Here is a 14,544-nt window from a genome sequence, read left to right as displayed (position 1 = left end):
ATCAATAAATTAATAATAATAGCAGGAAATAGGCAATCTGGAATAGAGTTGGAATTTTGGACTTGGTGATGTTATCATCCGGTTCTAAATAATGCCAAAAATTTTAAAAATACCTGCGGAATGTGCGCTCAAAGTTTGTCCCTTTGCGTCTTGGTGCGAAACAAGATCCATACCGCCATTATGTAACACCGAAATTCTTTTAACTGGGCTTTTTACGGCGTTGGTGAATGAATCAAAGTAGGTATATGAATTTGTCTGACCTAGAGGCGCAAAGGGAGAAAAAGTAAGAGTTTGAAAATCAGCAATGTCGTAGTATCTTGTCGTCTGACCAAGAAATTAAAGTACAAGTCGGGGATATGGTGCAGCAGTGACAAATATCTGGGAATAAAAATCTAGTCTTCAGGACACTCTTTAACCTTGTTAGATACCCACTTTTTGCAACCTAGACCCAAAAAACCCCCTCTTTCTTCACAATATCCTTTATCAACCTCTTGTTTTTCTCTAGGAATTTCTGACACTGTAGAACTTTGACGGACAGATGCAAAAAATTGTCCTCTCTCCACTACTGAATTATCTTGTTTAATCTCATATTCAAATTCATTTTTGTAATTTTGTCTGACAACAAATACACGATCACTATGCCTAGTTCCAGCGCTTACTCTGGTGAACTCAGAGGATCTACCTTTACTATAATCCCGATCAGTGTACGGAAAATTATCAGGAGATATACCTCGTGAAACGTTTCTGATAATTACTCTTCTACCTTTTTTCGGCGGTTCACTTGAGGATGTAAACCAGGCTGTAGTGTCACCTATATAAGTTCGAGTGCTAGGACATTCACCCACATACTTATACAAAGGCAAAACTATTTGATTAAGTTATGATTGTCCCTCAACTTCAAAACCAATTTCTGGCTGGGTAGAAGCAGATTGTCCCCAACTGGGAAAGGATTGCATTAATACTAATGGAGTGGATAATGCCAAGATTTTGATCAAATAGGATAGGCACGAGATTCTTTTTGACATTTTTTTTCACCGAATTTAAAGATAAAATCAGGAATTTATAGCCTATTTAGTCAATAAGCTGAAGTTATTGAACTCATAGACTAGTTGTTGAGTGGAAATCATCAGGATATACGCCTGCATTAGTTACAAAGCGACAATCATAAGGGGATTGATTATATCTTGCAACTATCTAAATAGGCAACAAATTTGCCCCAGACTGGTCCGTCTAAAAATGCTCTGGGAAGATGCCCTTTAGGAGCTTCTAAAGAATATTTAAGCTGATCACCATATAAGTATCTGCCTCGATAACGCCAGCCCAAATCAGTAGCAAAATCTTCAAAATGTTCGTTTGTTGGTTCAAATTTAGTACCAAATAAACTCTTCCATGTTTGTGCTTGTACTGAAAACCCAAAGCGTCCTTGGCTCTTATTTTGCCAAGCTCGATTAATAGCACTTAAATTTTCACAGGATAATCGAGAAATTGTTTTATCATTCAGCGATCCAGAAGCTTGGCTAATTTGTAACATTAAAGACTTTGTTTCTTGATCAGCCCCTTGCCAATTACCTTCAGATAATAATTGTTCCAATTTACCAGTAATGGAAAGGTCTACAGTATTACCTTTGGTTGCTATAAGGTCTACAGTTTTGCCTTTGCTTGGTATTTCTACTTCTTTCTTTGGCGCAATTCCAGTCCAAATAGGAGGTTTCTGATTAGTGATAATGTAAAAGGTATTAATGGGAATTGCGGCATTAAATCCTGTTTTTCCCTCAGCGGATGCTCCTGTTTCTTTTTGTCCAGGTGCTGGTTTTTTTACGGGTATGATTGGTTTCCGGTTGACTCTAGTTTCTGAACCTGTGGGATCACTCTTATCTCCTCCACTTAAATCAGCTTGTCCATGAATACCGATAACTTTACCAGAATCATCAAACACTGGTCCGCCACTGTTACCAGTTTTTGTAGCTGCATCATATACTAGGGTATAACCGTTCTTCTCTCCGCGAGCAAAGGTAACTACTTTACCTCGTGTAATAGTATATGTTCTCTCCGTCCCTTTCCTGTCAAAAATAGTAGGAAAGCCGGCAACTTTAATATCTGCCTCAAGTTTTATCTCTTCAGAATTGCCTAAAGTGGCGACCGGATAATTTTCCTCTGCTTCAAATGTTACTGTAGCCAAATCTGGGTCATTGTCATTTTTCTGTAATACTTGACGGTCTTTAATAGGATAATCTTTACCGATGTGAGTACGAATTGTGTAAGTAATATCTGTACTACAGGTAACTTTTTTCCTTCCTTTTATTGCATCACAAACGACGTGATTAGCGGTTAAAACTGTGTAAGTTTTTCCTTTTTTGTCAATAATCACACCTGAACCACCGGGAGAAATATCATCTTCGGTATTGATTTGTACTGTAGTTTTTTCCAGACTGTCCTGAACTCTTTCTGCTGCCACTGGTGTCAAAGCTGTGACAGAGAAAAGTATGGAAATTGTGACTGAGAAGATAGAGTAATTATTTTTCAGTAGCTGGTAGGATAAATTCATATCTACACCTTTAATCACCTGAATACAAAGGTATCACACTTATTGTAGAAGATCAACAAGTCAGGTAATTTATTCCCTGTCTGATAGTTAAAATCCCTGAAAACTGGCTGCTTTTAGCAAAAAGATGATCTTTACTGATGAGGATTTCGCTAATTTATGAGACACAAGCGTGGGAAAGGAAATTTATCTATGAGCTTGGAATACTTACTTGATCTAATGCTATACTAGCTCCTCAAAAACAATATCCTCATAAACCGACTCAATGGGAAAACTTAAATCAATACTTCGTAGCTCGATATTATCCCCCGACTGATAATTAAAAATCTCCCAATTACCGCGATCATTTTTGCGGTATAAATCAATCGCTATTTTCTCAGCATCAGCCAAAACATAATCTTGCAAACGAGGATTGCGACGATACAATCTAAATTTATCCCCTCGGTCATAATTGGCTGTACTCGGAGATAAAACCTCAACAATTAAACAGGGATATTGAATTGCTTGGGTTGCAGTGCGATCGCTATCTTCGCACGTAACGCTCACATCAGGATAAACATAATCGTTCGTTTCCAAAATATTTACACGACAATCGGAATTACCAACCTGACAACCACCACCCCGTAAATGACCTTTAACAATAAAAATAATATTACTAGCAATTCGTCCATGATTTTGAGTTCCCCCACTCATAGCGTAAACTTCACCATTAAGATACTCATGGCGAAGCAATTGTTTCTCTTCCCAGACAAAATATTCTTCGGGTGTTAACTTAGGAAACTTATCTTTTACAGCAATCATTTTTTGTTACCCCATCTGTAATAGACTCAAAGTAAAATCCCATTACCTGACTTTCCTTAGCAGCCAATCAGCAGACCCCCGCCCATTGTTGCTGTTAGGCGATCGCTAGTAATAGTAATATTTCTTATTTTTAGGACAAAATACAACATCAATAATAGAAAAAAAATAGAAAAAAGCGGAATGTGGATTTCATCATCATCCAAACTACTCAAAAACAGGCGACCAAATTTCAGAAATTGCCACTTCCCAACCAGGTAATAAATCAGGAAGAGTTAAAATATCACCATCTTTGAAAATTACTGTTTTTTCATGAGAAGAAACCTCTACAGTTCTTGTTTTGGGATTAATTAAAATTCCAACTTTTGCACCTAAATTCATAAAATCTTCAATCTTTTTTCTCAGTTTATCTAAAGAATCAGTTTTAGATTTTACTTCAACTACTAAATCAGGAACTAATTCTGCATAATCTTCCGTTGATTTTCTGAGGCGATGAGCACAAACAAAAGATACATCAGGCGCACGTAAATCAGAATTTGGTAATTTAAACCCCGCACTAGAACCAACTACACGCCCTAGTTTACGAGGTCTTACCCAATTTCTTAACAAAGCTGCAAACTCAGTACCTACTTCTTCCGATTCATAACCCGACGGACTCATAATAATGATACTCCCATCTACTAATTCCAGGCGATAGTCAGGATATGCTATCTGTATTTCTTCTAGTTCTTTGACTGTAAAAGACATGATCGTTTTCTCCTGAAATACTACGGAAATACTATAAAGTCTCTATTCCCTGTGATATTATTCATCATGCCAAATTTCTTCCTTCACCCTCACAGGCAATTTCGCTAAATCTGGCAACTCCACCGCCTCCACATCTGTGATTTTCTCTTTAATATTAATAGGTATATTCACTGGTTGGCGTTCTTCCATCCAGCAACTAGCCACAGGTAAAGTTTCTTCTAACTCATCTAATGGCCGAGGAATCACCATAACTGCATTTAACTCACCAATGCGTTCCGCTTCAAACATTCCTGCTTCTACTGCTACAGCTACATTAGCCACCGAACCACGAATGATGGCGGTGCATAAACCAGCACCAATCTTTTCATAGGAAGCTAAATGGACATCAGCAGCTTTTAGCATGGCATCACAAGCACCCACCATGGCTGGGAAGCCGCGAGTTTCTACCAGCCCAATGGCTTGATTACTCAAACGGCTGTATCTACCATCTCCCATAAATCGAGTCAGACGGTTAATAGGTAGAATTATATCCAAATTAGGATAAGGACGCGCAATCACCAAACTAGACACCAACTGTCCAAACTGTTCAGCAGTTTGTACACCTGCTTCTACAGCCAAGCGTACATCAGCGATACCACCTCGGACAATAGCGGTACAATGACCACTACCAATTTTTTCATAGCCAACTAAGTGGACTCCAGCCGACTTTAACATCATGTCAGCCGTGCCAACTATAGCGGGGAAACTGAGGGTTGAGACTAAACCTAAAGCAGTATCTTTGAGGCTATCACGGCGACGTTCTGCATGAATATTGCTCAAAGCACTTTCATTATATGTTTCCATCTGCATTATTTTCCAGGATAAGGTTCGTATAGCGTCTTCAATCACAGAAGAATGAAAACTAGCATTTGAATATGGACTTGGGTTCACACTTCATACTTAACACTTAACCTGAAGAATTGTCAGAGTTTTGATTGCCCAAAGATTGTCTATGGGGGAATAATGTACTCAGCAGCCTATTTATGCTACCTTGTCCATAAATTTGTGTACCAAAAATATTGTGAGTTTCAAGATTCGACTCACTGGGTTTTAAGTGATCAGAGCATTCTTCTGTAGACTCCGGGAGCGTAGTTTCTTCAGATGTAGAATCACTTACTACAGCGGTTTCTTCTACCGGAGGAGACTGGCTTTTCGGTGTGGGTGAAGGTGGAGATACGGGTGTAGATTGGTGTTTAAATTCCAGAAAAGCCGCTACCGAGAGTTGAGTTGAGGAAATTACTTGTTCCTGTTTCTCTGGTTTCTCTGGCTGAGAATTAGAAGGATCTGGTTCTTCCGCTGACGCTTCAACAACCTGCCGACTAGTATCCCCCAAAATTGAACCAGAGGCAATCACTTGTCCTGGCGCTACGGAATAGTTAAAAACCGTTGTTGCTGCACCAATACAGGCATTAGCCCCAATTTTACCTTGACCAACCATCAAAAAACCGGCTCCCAGGTTTGCTCCTGCTTCTATTTCTAGGATACCCTCGCTTACTTGGAGAATTGACCCCATACCCAGGCATACCCCAGCACCAATCACAATTCTACTGTTAGTAGCTGCTTGGAGAATTATTCCCGGGGCTAATACCGCACTGGGATGAATAATCACGTCGCCATAAATATGTGTATCAAATCTATCGCTCAGTTGTAGCAGCGATATTGACATGAAATTTATTACCTCGGAAGCCGGAAATGGACGATATATTAGCTAATGGGTAATTGGTAATGGGTAATTGGTAATTGGTAATTCTTGCCTCTTGCCCTTTCCCTTTTACCTACTCCTATGGACGCTGAATCATTGCTTCTAATACGCGGCGTTTTGCTTTGGGGTCTGTACCCACTAAACGCACATACTCGCCTGGATATTCAGAAACGTATCCTTCTAAAGCTGCGATCGCTTCTCGTTCAGATGTAGTCTGAATTTGACCCGCAACTGTCCAAGTACCTGTGCGGAAGCGGCGCTGATCTACGTGTTCAACCGCAATTTTTGCCCCACTGGACAACAATTGGCGCAATTGATCTACTGTTTCTGCGCTTAGACGGGTGCTGGTAACTGTCGCCGTTGCTGTCGCCGTTGCAGAATTTGTACTTGTAAATGATTTGCTGCTACCAGCAGACGCTACCATTCCGTTTGGTCTTTGGATAATTGCTTCCAATACGCGACGTTTAGCTTTGGTGTCAATGCCTATTAAACGTACATAATCACCTTTATGGGACTCTATACACTCTTCTAAAGCAGAAATAACTGCTTGAGTAGATGTAGATTGAATTGGTTCACAACTATTCCAAGAACCTGTACGGAAACGTCTCTCATCTACGTATTCTGTACCAATCTTGTAACCACTGGCCAAAAGTTGACGAATTTGTTCTAGGGTTTCGGCACTCAATTTCCCACTACCAAAGGCATTCCCGTTACCATTACCATTGTAACTGCCAACGGATGCGGCCGTAGGTGCTTTAAAGCTAGATGTACCAGCGACTACACCATCAGGACGTTGAACAATTGTTTCCAATACCCGTCTTCTGTTGTTATCAATACCAAATAGACGCACATATTCACCGCTATGGTCTCGCAAACAGGATTCTATAGCAGAAACAGCCTCACCTAAAGACCGGGTTTCAATGGCTTGACAACTCTGCCAAGAACCTGTACGGAAACGTCTTTGGTCTACGTGTTCTGTGCCAATTTTAAATCCTTGTTCTAGTAGATAACGTAATTGATCTACTGTTTCTGCACCTAAGCTATAACTGGCCACGTCACTGCTCCTTTCTAACTCTTCAATTTCAATGCTTGTATAAGATTTATCTGCTGCAAGATTAAGTTCATCCCGAATGGGTGCAATACACTTGCTATCCGCAGCACAGTGATAACCAGCCCGCAAAGCCTGATTAATTCCGACTACATGGTGAGCAAATTCTTGATCTTGCACCTGGACATCTGGTAATCTATCCGCTTGCTGCTGAGTAGTAATTATTGACCCAGAAGCCACGTATTTACCCGGTGGAATTTCCACATCTTGAATTAAGGCGTGCATCATAATAATGCACCCTGCACCCACTCTGGCATTAAATACCGTAGAACGAAAGCCAATAAAACAACTATCGCCAACGTAAGCAGGTCCATGAATTAGCGCCATGTGGGTAATGGAAGCACTTTTGCCAATCCATACTGAGTATTTCTGGCCATCATCACCAATAACTCGGCCTTGCTCCAACCCATGAATGACTACACCATCTTGAATATTAGTATTTTCACTAACACAAAACGGTGTACCTTCATCTGCTCTAATGGAAGTTCCTGGAGCAATTATGACATTTGCACCTATATTGACATCACCAATTAGGTTACAAGAAGAGTGTACAAATGCAGTTTTATCAATATTGGGTTCGGCTAAACTCCTTGACCACGGGGTTGGGGGTGCCGCCGTGCTGCGGACTACCATTGCGAGATTCCTCCTGAAATAAGCTTTTTGTCAGTTGTCAGTTGTCAGTTGTTCAGTTGTTCAGTTGTCAGTTGTCACCTATTACCTGTCACCTGTCACCTGTCACCTGTTACCTGTCACCTGTTACCTGTCACCTGTCACCTGTTCCTGACTATCTATAACTGGTCTTTTTTGCTGTAAATGACACGATCTTCAACATAAATGGTATCTATAATTGCCACCACTGCTGCATCTAAGGGTCGTTGTTCATTGCCCAGCACTTGACGAGCAGCACTGCCGCGACTGACAAGTACCCACTCATTCACTCCTGCCCCCACACTATTATCGGCTGCTACCTCGTATACTGGCAGGAGATTGCCATTTTCATCTACCAATTGCAACATCAGTAGTTTCACACCCCGCAGACTGGGATCTTTTTGGGTGCTAGTTACTGTGCCACGAACTCTGGCAATTTGCATGATTAATTATGGTCTTCTACCGAAAGGGCGAATTGTGTTTACACCTTCCCGGAATTGTTCTACATCTTCTGTATATCGAATTGGTAGAACATATTCCAAGTTTTCGTGAGGACGTGCAATGATGTGTGTAGATAGCACCTGTCCACCGTTAACACGCTTCACTGATTCTACCCCAGCACCTACTGAAGCTTGAACTTCAGAAACGTCACCACGGACGATAACTGTCACCCGACCACTACCGATCTTTTCATATCCTACCAAGGTAACACGCGCAGCTTTCACCATCGCATCAGCAGCTTCTACTACTGCGGGAAAGCCTAAGGTTTCTACCATTCCTACTGCAATTGACATTTTTTTGTCCTTAAATTAAATTTTTACCTGTACCAGATTTAATTTCAAACCACCAGTCTCGTTAATGATTTTCCTTTAAACGGTCAGCACTTCTACAACTAGACTAAGCGCGAAACTGTTCTACTGCTTCTGTATAACGGATTGGCAAGACGTATTCTAGGTTTTCGTGAGGACGAGCAATGATGTGTGTAGACACTACTTCACCACCGTTGACTCTTTTGGCCGCTTCAATACCAGCCGCAACTGAAGCTTGCACTTCAGAAACATCTCCCCTCACAATCACTGTAACGCGAGCGCTGCCAATCTTTTCATATCCTACTAAGGTTACACGGGCAGCTTTTACCATGGCATCAGCAGCTTCTACTACTGCGGGAAAGCCTTTAGTTTCAATCATTCCAACTGCAATTGGCATCGCAGAACTCCTCAAAAATTAATCGTTTTAGAACTAGCGGTGGAAATTTTGGCCGGGGATGCTCACTTTCCAAAATACCGCCATATTTAAGCTTATGAAACCTTGGCATCCTTGGCAACATAAATTACTATAATAGTTTGTCATAAAATATATTTAAAAAACTTAACAAAACTTTATACTGTCTTTTGTGATCTTCAAATTCACTGATCCCTAGAGTGACAGCTTATGCTTTATAATTTCTTTATCACTTTTAGAACCACTACAGTTTACAGCCTCAGCTAATTCTTTGATCAGGAGGATTAGCATAGGCTGGGTATGAGATAGATGGGCTATTGGCTAGATATTTTACTTGGCTATTTTCGTAAATACTGGGTGAAAATTCGCAAATTTTACAAATGTACATGAAAAACTAATTTAAAACAGCAGGAAGGAAAAAATGTTCTTTAGAGAATATCTAAAATGTGACATCATTATTTAATGACTCGATCAAAGGCTATTTTCAGGCAAATATGCCTAAGATATTTAGCTAAAAAGTTAAGAAAACATGGATTTTCTCAGAAAATTTTGTTTTTGAGCAAAGGATTATTTTAAGGGTGTTTAAGAGAGTCGAAACTCAGTTGTCAAGGAAGATTTTAGATGAATGAATTTCTATTTTTAACAAGTTGGTTCGTCCCTCTTTATAGTTTAATAGGGGCAATTTTAACTTTGCCTTGGGGCATAGGAATTATCCAACGCACAGGACCTAGACCTGCTGTATACTTGAATTTGCTGACTACCATCTTAGGTTTTATTCACAGTCTTTTAGTATTTAAAGATGTTTGGAATCGAGAACCAGAACATCTACTGATAACTTGGTTTCAAGCTGCTGATTTCCAATTATCTTTCGCTTTAGAAATTTCTGTGGTCAGTGTGGGAGCAACTGTTTTAATTACCGCACTAAGTCTATTAGCACAAATTTATGCTCTAGGCTACATGGAAAAAGACTGGTCCTTAGCCAGATTTTTTGGTTTATTAGGATTTTTTGAGGCGGCTTTGATTGGTTTAGCAATTAGTGATTCTCTCTTTCTCAGTTATGCTTTGTTAGAGGTTCTCACTCTTTCGACTTATTTACTTGTAGGATTTTGGTATGCTCAACCTTTGGTAGTCACAGCAGCGCGAGATGCTTTTTTGACGAAACGGGTAGGCGACCTATTACTATTAATGTCTGTTGTCACTCTTTCTACTCTGGCTGGGAGCTTAAATTTTTCCGATTTGTATGAATGGGCGCAAACTGCTGATTTAAACCCAGTTACATCTACTTTACTTGGCTTGGGTTTAATTGCAGGTCCTGCTGGTAAATGCGCTCAATTTCCTCTGCATCTGTGGTTAGATGAAGCCATGGAGGGTCCAAATCCAGCCTCGGTAATGCGAAACTCCTTGGTAGTAGCTGGGGGTGCTTATATTCTCTACAAGATTCAACCATTATTATCTTTGTCCCCTATTGCTTTAAATACTTTAGTGGTGGTGGGAATAATGACAGCAGTGGGCGCAACTTTGGTGTCTATTGCCCAAATTGATATTAAGCGATCGCTCTCCCATTCTACTAGTGCTTACATGGGATTGGTATTTTTAGCAGTGGGTTTAGAACAAGGCGGGGTAGCTTTAATGTTACTCCTCAGTCATGCTATCGCCAAAGCCCTATTATTCATGAGTTCTGGTTCTGTTATCTATACCACCCAAACCCAAGACTTAACAGAAATGGGGGGGTTATGGTCAAAAATGCCGGCTACTACCACTGCTTTTGTGGTTGGTTCAGCAGGTATGGTGACTCTACTACCATTAGGCAGTTTCTGGGCAATGTTAGCATGGGCTGATGGACTGGTCAGAGTTAGCCCCTGGGTAATTGTGGTTTTAATCTTAGTTAATGGCCTCACAGCTTTGAACTTAACTAGGGTATTCCGGTTAATTTTCTGGGGAAAATCTCAACCAAAAACCCACCGCGCCCCAGAAGTCGCCTGGCCAATGGCATTACCAATGGTGACTTTAACTATACTAACATTATTGTTACCATTAATGCTACAACAATGGTATTTATTACCTAGCTGGGAAAGTTTAGATAGGTATATAGTTGGTTCTCTATTCGCTTCCACTCTGACTGGAGTAGCCCTTGGTAGTACCATTCATCTTCACAAGGCTTGGTCAAGATCCAGAATTTTAATCTGGAGATTTTTACAAGATTTATTGGGCTATGATTTTTACATAGACCGCATTTACCGCTTAACGATTGTAAGTGCTGTGGCGCTGTTATCCAAAATATCGGCGTGGAGCGATCGCTTTTTGGTAGATGGTCTAGTCAATTTAATCGGCTTTGCGGCAATTTTTAGCGGACAAAGTTTGAAATACAGCATTTCTGGTCAATCCCAAGGCTATATGCTGACAATTATCTTTGTTATTAGCATCCTGGGTTTTTTCATTAGCTTCTCATTGGGCTTATTCGATAAGTTGCCTTTTTAGGTCAATTGTCAGTTGTCCGTTGTCGGTTGTCGGTTGTCAGTTGTCAATTGTCAGTTGCAAAAGAATATTTCTCTCCTGTGTTCCCTGTTCCCTATTCCCTCTTCCCCTATGCTCAGTACATTGATTTTACTGCCGTTAATTGCTGCGGCTTTCATTGGTTTTTATCCTTCTACTATTTCTGGTAAACTCGCCCGCATCATAGCTTTAGTTTTTAGCGGTATTATTTTTCTATGGAGTATTTTCATAGCCATTCAGTTTAACCCCGGAGACGTTACTCAACAATTTGCCGAATCTCTACTGTGGGTAGATGCCATTGGCTTAAATTACAATTTGGGCATAGATGGTTTATCACTACCGTTATTACTTCTGAATGGACTATTAACTTGTATTGCTATCTATAGTAGTGATGAATCTCAACAACGTCCTAGATTTTACTATTCCTTAATTTTTCTCTTGACCACTGGGGTAATTGGAGCATTTTTAGCACAGGATTTATTATTATTTTTCCTGTTCTATGAGTTGGAATTAATACCCCTGTATTTGCTAATTGCTATTTGGGGAGGTGCAAGACGAGGTTATGCAGCCACGAAATTTCTCATTTATACCGCTTTTTCGGGAATCGTCATTTTAGCTAGTTTCCTGGGTATAGTTTGGTTAAGTGGTTCTTCCAGTTTTGCACTCTCGACCTTAAATAGTCAAAATCTGCCCTTAGCTACCCAAATTTTACTCCTTGTAGGCATTTTGGTCGGTTTTGGCATTAAAATCCCCCTCTTTCCCTTCCATACTTGGCTACCAGATGCCCACGTTGAAGCTTCTACACCTATATCTGTTCTCTTGGCTGGCATACTATTGAAGTTAGGGACCTATGGCCTACTGCGATTTGGCATGAATTTGTTACCAGATGCTTGGGCTTATTTAGCCCCTTACTTAGCTACATGGGCAGTAATTAGTGTCTTATTTGGCGCTTCTTGTGCGATCGCGCAAACGGATATGAAAAAAATGGTAGCTTATAGTTCTATCGGACACATGGGCTATGTCTTGTTAGCGGCTGCTGCATCTACACCTCTAAGCGTATTAGGGGCAGTTATGCAAATGATTAGTCACGGATTAATATCCGCTATGTTATTCCTGCTAGTAGGAGTTGTCTATAAAAAAACTGGTAGCCGAGATTTAAACGTGGTTCGGGGACTACTCAACCCAGAACGCGGTTTACCTTTGATTGGTAGTTTAATGATTATGGGAGTCATGGCCAGTGCAGGTATACCCGGAATGGTGGGATTTATTTCCGAATTTATCGTTTTTCGCGGTAGTTTCGCAGTTTTCCCTGTTCAAACATTGTTAGGAATGCTAGGAAATGGTTTAACTGCCGTTTATTTCTTAAATCTTGTCAATCGTGCCTTTTTTGGACGGTTATCAGAGGAAATTTACAACCTACCTCGTGTTTACTGGAGCGATCGCCTTCCTGCTATTATTTTAGCTGTATTTATCCTCATTTTCGGTATTCAACCCACTTGGCTGGCACATTACACCGAAACCACAATTACCACCATGGTAAACACTAGTAATCTAGTACACAACAGTGAGCATAAAATAGCTATTCAAAATAGTTAAAAGTCGTATTATTCAGCCTTTTAACTTTTGATTTCTAATTCAATTACAGGAGAAATAGTATGGTCAAAACTGAAAAAAAGCCCGCTTACAATCCCCTAGCTGAGTATCTTCAACGCTTACAAAATGGTGGTGCATTACTCAAAGATAGCCCCGAAAATGTTTTAGAAGTTGTTGGCATTCTCAAAAGTTATGGTATAGTTTTAGATGCCTATTCTAAAAACCTCATTTACATCGCTGAACATCAATTTTTAGTGTTTTTTCCCTTCTTTAAATATTTTGATGGTGATGTTTCTTTAGCTAAATTAATCCGTCATTTATGGCATGATCGGATTAATTTTGAATATGCTGAATATTGCATGAAAACCATGATGTGGCATGGTGGAGGCGGTTTAGACGCATATTTAGATACTCAGGAATTTCAAGATAGAGCAAAAACCGTTATTGCTGCTAAATTTAAATATAATCCCCTGCTGTTGGGATTAAATCAACTATTTCCTGAATTTTTAACCGAACAGTTACGAGTTTCAGCTTATTACACTGGTTTAGGTCAATTTTGGCGAGTCATGGCTGATATGTTTCTGAATTTATCAGACCGCTATGACAACGGCGAAATTAAATCTATTCCCCAAGTTGTAGAACATATTAAACTGGCTTTAGTGGCAGATGCAATTAAACCAATTACATACAGCGTCAAAATTGGTGGTAAAGTCTATGATATTATTCCTAAATCAGTTGGTTTAACCTTCCTTGCAGATACCGCAATTCCCTATGTAGAAGCAGTATTTTTTAGAGGAACACCATTTTTAGGAACAGTTTCTTTAAACGCCCAAGCATATCAAGTTCCTCCAGATCAATCTCGATTCCAATATGGTGCATTATACGCCGATCCTTTACCTATTGGTGGTGCGGGGATTCCCCCAACTTTATTAATGCAGGATATGCGTCATTATTTGCCAGAATATTTACATAGTATTTATCGTCGCAGTCTCAGGAGTGAAGATGATTTACGAGTACAAATTTGTATGAGTTTCCAAAAATCCATGTTTTGCGTCACCACGGCCGCAATTTTAGGACTTTTACCTTATCCATTAGATACTCAAGATCCATCTGAGAAAAAAGCCATTCAAGTTTATTTAGAAAAGTGGCTGTCAAGATTAGAAAACTCCCGGTTATTAGAAGTCAATAAATAGGCTAATATAACTACCCTATCATATTGCCAAAAAATAATTTTTGCGGATTTAAAAGAAAGAAATCTCTTGACACGAAGCTGGGACTATGTTATCATAGCACCGACGAGGAAGAACTATCTTCGCTGCATAAGCAATTTTAAATACCATTAAATAAAACAAGACTAATTGAGAGTTAGTTATAGATGACTCTTCTGGTTGTTGTCTGTGTCTGGAGTGGTTAGTTAAAAACCGCTTCAGGACTAAAATTGGTGTAGCATCAGCAGTTGCCACAAATACGTAGTATGAGTTATCATACTAATATTGTCTTTAAAAGTATTATTACCAGCTTGGATTTTTAAATTCCAGATTGGATCTGAATATAGTCATTTAACTTAAGAATGAGACATTAAGATACACAATATAGTCATTTAACTTAAGAATGAGACATTAAGATACACAATAATCACGGATGATTTCATCT

13 protein-coding genes are annotated in these 14,544 nt (G+C 39.7%); 3 read left to right on the top strand and 10 right to left on the bottom strand.

The genetic code is table 11. From position 1 onward, the window contains the following. Nucleotides 1-392: 392 nt before the first annotated feature. From ACIR131C_RS23830 to ACIR131C_RS0102530, 10 genes are all read right to left on the bottom strand, one after another. A complete protein-coding gene (locus ACIR131C_RS23830) occupies nt 393-857 on the bottom strand; it encodes a hypothetical protein (protein WP_155962979.1) in 465 nt (154 codons plus the stop codon). Nucleotides 858-1,177: 320 nt separating this feature from the next. Next, nucleotides 1,178-2,545 carry a GUN4 domain-containing protein gene (locus tag ACIR131C_RS25905; protein WP_051347475.1) on the bottom strand — a complete coding sequence of 456 codons (1,368 nt, stop codon included), beginning with the start codon at nt 2,543-2,545 and terminating at the stop codon, nt 1,178-1,180. Between the two features lie 219 nt (nt 2,546-2,764). Beyond that, complete coding sequence (locus tag ACIR131C_RS0102565) at nt 2,765-3,343, bottom strand: Uma2 family endonuclease (RefSeq protein ID WP_028088950.1); 579 nt, start codon at nt 3,341-3,343, stop codon at nt 2,765-2,767. Nucleotides 3,344-3,547: 204 nt separating this feature from the next. After that, the gene (locus ACIR131C_RS0102560; protein ID WP_028088949.1) at nt 3,548-4,087 is read right to left on the bottom strand and encodes a Uma2 family endonuclease; all 540 of its coding nucleotides are present in this window, start codon (nt 4,085-4,087) and stop codon (nt 3,548-3,550) included. Nucleotides 4,088-4,144: 57 nt separating this feature from the next. Continuing rightward, nucleotides 4,145-4,930 (bottom strand): beta-carboxysome assembly protein CcmO, encoded by a 786-nt coding sequence (gene ccmO, locus ACIR131C_RS0102555; RefSeq protein ID WP_028088948.1) that lies wholly within the window; start codon nt 4,928-4,930, stop codon nt 4,145-4,147. Between the two features lie 103 nt (nt 4,931-5,033). After that, nucleotides 5,034-5,792 carry a beta-carboxysome scaffolding protein CcmN gene (gene ccmN, locus ACIR131C_RS0102550; protein WP_028088947.1) on the bottom strand — a complete coding sequence of 253 codons (759 nt, stop codon included), beginning with the start codon at nt 5,790-5,792 and terminating at the stop codon, nt 5,034-5,036. Between the two features lie 115 nt (nt 5,793-5,907). Beyond that, nucleotides 5,908-7,569 (bottom strand): beta-carboxysome scaffolding protein CcmM, encoded by a 1,662-nt coding sequence (ccmM, locus tag ACIR131C_RS0102545; RefSeq protein WP_028088946.1) that lies wholly within the window; start codon nt 7,567-7,569, stop codon nt 5,908-5,910. Between the two features lie 155 nt (nt 7,570-7,724). Then, on the bottom strand, nt 7,725-8,027 hold the full coding sequence (gene ccmL, locus ACIR131C_RS0102540; RefSeq protein WP_028088945.1) for a beta-carboxysome shell vertex protein CcmL: 303 nt from the start codon (nt 8,025-8,027) through the stop codon (nt 7,725-7,727). 6 nt (nt 8,028-8,033) lie between these two features. Beyond that, nucleotides 8,034-8,378, bottom strand: a complete 345-nt coding sequence (locus ACIR131C_RS0102535; RefSeq protein WP_015080435.1) for a carbon dioxide-concentrating mechanism protein CcmK — start codon at nt 8,376-8,378, stop codon at nt 8,034-8,036. Between the two features lie 103 nt (nt 8,379-8,481). Continuing rightward, complete coding sequence (locus tag ACIR131C_RS0102530) at nt 8,482-8,790, bottom strand: carbon dioxide-concentrating mechanism protein CcmK (RefSeq protein WP_027401081.1); 309 nt, start codon at nt 8,788-8,790, stop codon at nt 8,482-8,484. 636 nt (nt 8,791-9,426) lie between these two features. Between ACIR131C_RS0102530 and ACIR131C_RS0102525 the strand changes: the two genes are divergently transcribed. The 3 genes from ACIR131C_RS0102525 (at nt 9,427) to ACIR131C_RS0102515 (ending at nt 14,084) form a co-directional block, all read left to right on the top strand. Then, nucleotides 9,427-11,283, top strand: a complete 1,857-nt coding sequence (locus ACIR131C_RS0102525) for an NAD(P)H-quinone oxidoreductase subunit F (protein WP_028088944.1) — start codon at nt 9,427-9,429, stop codon at nt 11,281-11,283. 108 nt (nt 11,284-11,391) lie between these two features. Continuing rightward, on the top strand, nt 11,392-12,894 hold the full coding sequence (locus ACIR131C_RS0102520; protein ID WP_028088943.1) for an NADH-quinone oxidoreductase subunit M: 1,503 nt from the start codon (nt 11,392-11,394) through the stop codon (nt 12,892-12,894). A 59-nt stretch (nt 12,895-12,953) separates the two neighbouring features. Continuing rightward, nucleotides 12,954-14,084, top strand: coding sequence for a CO2 hydration protein (locus ACIR131C_RS0102515; RefSeq protein WP_028088942.1), 1,131 nt, complete (start codon nt 12,954-12,956; stop codon nt 14,082-14,084). Nucleotides 14,085-14,544: the final 460 nt, after the last annotated feature.

Origin of the sequence: Dolichospermum circinale AWQC131C, from assembly GCF_000426905.1 — a bacterium.
GTDB lineage: Bacteria > Cyanobacteriota > Cyanobacteriia > Cyanobacteriales > Nostocaceae > Dolichospermum > Dolichospermum circinale.
Note: the sequence above shows the minus strand (reverse complement) of the source record. Positions and strands in the feature narration are given on the sequence as shown.

Bases quoted from the DNA above. Each gene is read 5' to 3' on its own strand.
- ACIR131C_RS25905 (WP_051347475.1), bottom strand. From the start codon at position 2,545: ATGAATTTATCCTACCAGCTACTGAAAAATAATTACTCTATCTTCTCA.
- ACIR131C_RS0102565 (WP_028088950.1), bottom strand. From the start codon at position 3,343: ATGATTGCTGTAAAAGATAAGTTTCCTAAGTTAACACCCGAAGAATAT.
- ACIR131C_RS0102560 (WP_028088949.1), bottom strand. From the start codon at position 4,087: ATGTCTTTTACAGTCAAAGAACTAGAAGAAATACAGATAGCATATCCT.
- ccmO (WP_028088948.1), bottom strand. From the start codon at position 4,930: ATGGAAACATATAATGAAAGTGCTTTGAGCAATATTCATGCAGAACGT.
- ccmN (WP_028088947.1), bottom strand. From the start codon at position 5,792: ATGTCAATATCGCTGCTACAACTGAGCGATAGATTTGATACACATATT.
- ccmM (WP_028088946.1), bottom strand. From the start codon at position 7,569: ATGGTAGTCCGCAGCACGGCGGCACCCCCAACCCCGTGGTCAAGGAGT.
- ccmL (WP_028088945.1), bottom strand. From the start codon at position 8,027: ATGCAAATTGCCAGAGTTCGTGGCACAGTAACTAGCACCCAAAAAGAT.
- ACIR131C_RS0102535 (WP_015080435.1), bottom strand. From the start codon at position 8,378: ATGTCAATTGCAGTAGGAATGGTAGAAACCTTAGGCTTTCCCGCAGTA.
- ACIR131C_RS0102530 (WP_027401081.1), bottom strand. From the start codon at position 8,790: ATGCCAATTGCAGTTGGAATGATTGAAACTAAAGGCTTTCCCGCAGTA.
- ACIR131C_RS0102525 (WP_028088944.1), top strand. From the start codon at position 9,427: ATGAATGAATTTCTATTTTTAACAAGTTGGTTCGTCCCTCTTTATAGT.
- ACIR131C_RS0102520 (WP_028088943.1), top strand. From the start codon at position 11,392: ATGCTCAGTACATTGATTTTACTGCCGTTAATTGCTGCGGCTTTCATT.
- ACIR131C_RS0102515 (WP_028088942.1), top strand. From the start codon at position 12,954: ATGGTCAAAACTGAAAAAAAGCCCGCTTACAATCCCCTAGCTGAGTAT.